2 protein-coding genes are annotated in these 1,632 nt (G+C 61.0%); one reads left to right on the top strand and one right to left on the bottom strand.

The features are described from left to right. Positions 1-261, top strand: a 261-nt coding sequence (locus tag LZP96_RS23825; RefSeq protein WP_159174183.1) for a DUF4442 domain-containing protein, incomplete at its 5' end; no start/stop codon positions are given. Between the two features lie 59 nt (positions 262-320). Here the strand turns inward: LZP96_RS23825 and fabV are convergent. Further along, positions 321-1,517, bottom strand: a complete 1,197-nt coding sequence (gene fabV, locus LZP96_RS23820) for an enoyl-ACP reductase FabV (protein WP_057175007.1) — start codon at positions 1,515-1,517, stop codon at positions 321-323. Between the last annotated feature and the right edge of the window lie 115 nt (positions 1,518-1,632).

The raw sequence follows: 1,632 nt of genomic DNA, 5'->3' as shown, positions 1-1,632 counted from the left end.
CGTCCCTTAGCGTACGATTTTTTCCGTTTTCTGAAGCGACCCCTGACCGACGTCAGCATCCCCACCGGTGCTCGGTGGATTCCCAAGGGCATGAGCGTGGAATACCTGGCCAAGGCCAAGGGCAATGTGCGCGCGGTGGCCGACGGCAGCGCCGTGGACTGGGCCAGTGCCGGCGACAAGCTGGTGGAAGTGACCGCCCTCAACGAGGAAGACCAGGCGGTGTTCACGGCGCGGATCACCATGAACGTGAAACTCGCCTGAGCAGAAACAACAACGCCCCTCGGGCTTGAGGGGCGTTGGAGTGAAACGCTACGACAGGGTTACAGCTGGATCAGGTTGCTGATCTTCACGTCCGGATCGACGTCGGCTTCGTAGTCGACACCCGGAATCTCGAAACCGAACAGGCGCAGGAACTCTTGCTTGTAACCGACGAAGTCGGTCATCTCGTAGAGGTTCTCGCTGGTGACCTGGTCCCACAGCTGCTTGACCCGGTCCTGGACCTGGGGTTGCAGCTCCTTGTAGTCGGCACGCAGGCGACCTTCCTCGTCGATCACCGGCTCGCTGTTGTACAGGCTGTCCTTGTACAGGCCATAGACCTGCTCGATGCAACCTTCGTGGCTGCCCTGCTCCTTCATCACCTTGAACAGCAGCGACAGGTACAGCGGCATGATCGGGATTGCCGAGCTGGCCTGGGTTACCACGGCCTTGAGTACCGATACGCGAGCATCGCCGCCCAGATCGGCCAGTTGCTCGCGCATGCCGATGACCTTGTGGTCCAGGTCCTTCTTGGCTTCGCCGATGGAACCGTTCCAGTAGATATCGTGGGTCAGCTTCTCGCCCAGATAAGTGAAAGCGGTAGTCTTCGCGCCTTCGGCCAGGACTCCGGCTTCGTGCAGTGCGTCGATCCACATCTGCCAGTCTTCGCCGCCCATCACCGCCACGGTGCCGTCGATCTCTTCCTGAGTCGCCGGTTGCAGGGTGGTTTCCTTGACGATTTCCTTGTCGGTGTCGACACCGCGCAAGGTCACCGACTTGCCCAGGGGCTTGAGGGTCGAGGTCAGCACTTCACCGGTCTTGGGGTGGGTGCGACGCGGCGCGGCCAGGCTGTAGACCACCAGGTCGATCTTGCCCAGGTCACGCTTGATGGTCTCGATGGTTTCGGCCTTGACCGCATCGGAGAAAGCGTCGCCATTGATGCTCTTGGCGTACAGGCCCTTGGCTTCGGCGAACTTGTGGAACGCCGCGGTGTTGTACCAGCCGGCGGTGCCCAGCTTGCCGTCGACGCTGCCGCGCTCGAAGAACACCCCGAGGGTGTTGGCGCCGCAACCGAACGCTGCGGTGATCCGCGCTGCCAGGCCGTAGCCGGTGGACGCGCCGAGTACCAGTACGTTCTTCGGCCCTGCGTCGATGGCGCCCTGCTGGGTGACGTAATCGATCTGTTGCTTGACGTTGGCTTCGCAACCAACCGGATGGGTCGTCACACAGATAAAGCCGCGAACGCGGGGTTTGATGACCATACAGAATCTCCCAATTTCAATGTGCCAGGCGCCAATAAAGGCGGCGGCAGTGTCACTTGCTAAGTCGTAGACGGGGTCGCTTCAGGAAACGGAAAAAATCGTACGCTAAGGGACA

Source organism: Huaxiibacter chinensis, assembly GCF_022171985.1.
GTDB classification, from domain to species: Bacteria; Pseudomonadota; Gammaproteobacteria; order Enterobacterales; family Enterobacteriaceae; genus Enterobacter; species Enterobacter chinensis_A.
The sequence above is the reverse complement of the archived record's forward strand: the minus strand, read 5'-3'. Positions and strand labels throughout refer to the sequence as shown.

Excerpts from the sequence above, each read along its gene's own strand:
- fabV (WP_057175007.1), bottom strand. The coding sequence starts at position 1,517 with ATGGTCATCAAACCCCGCGTTCGCGGCTTTATCTGTGTGACGACCCAT.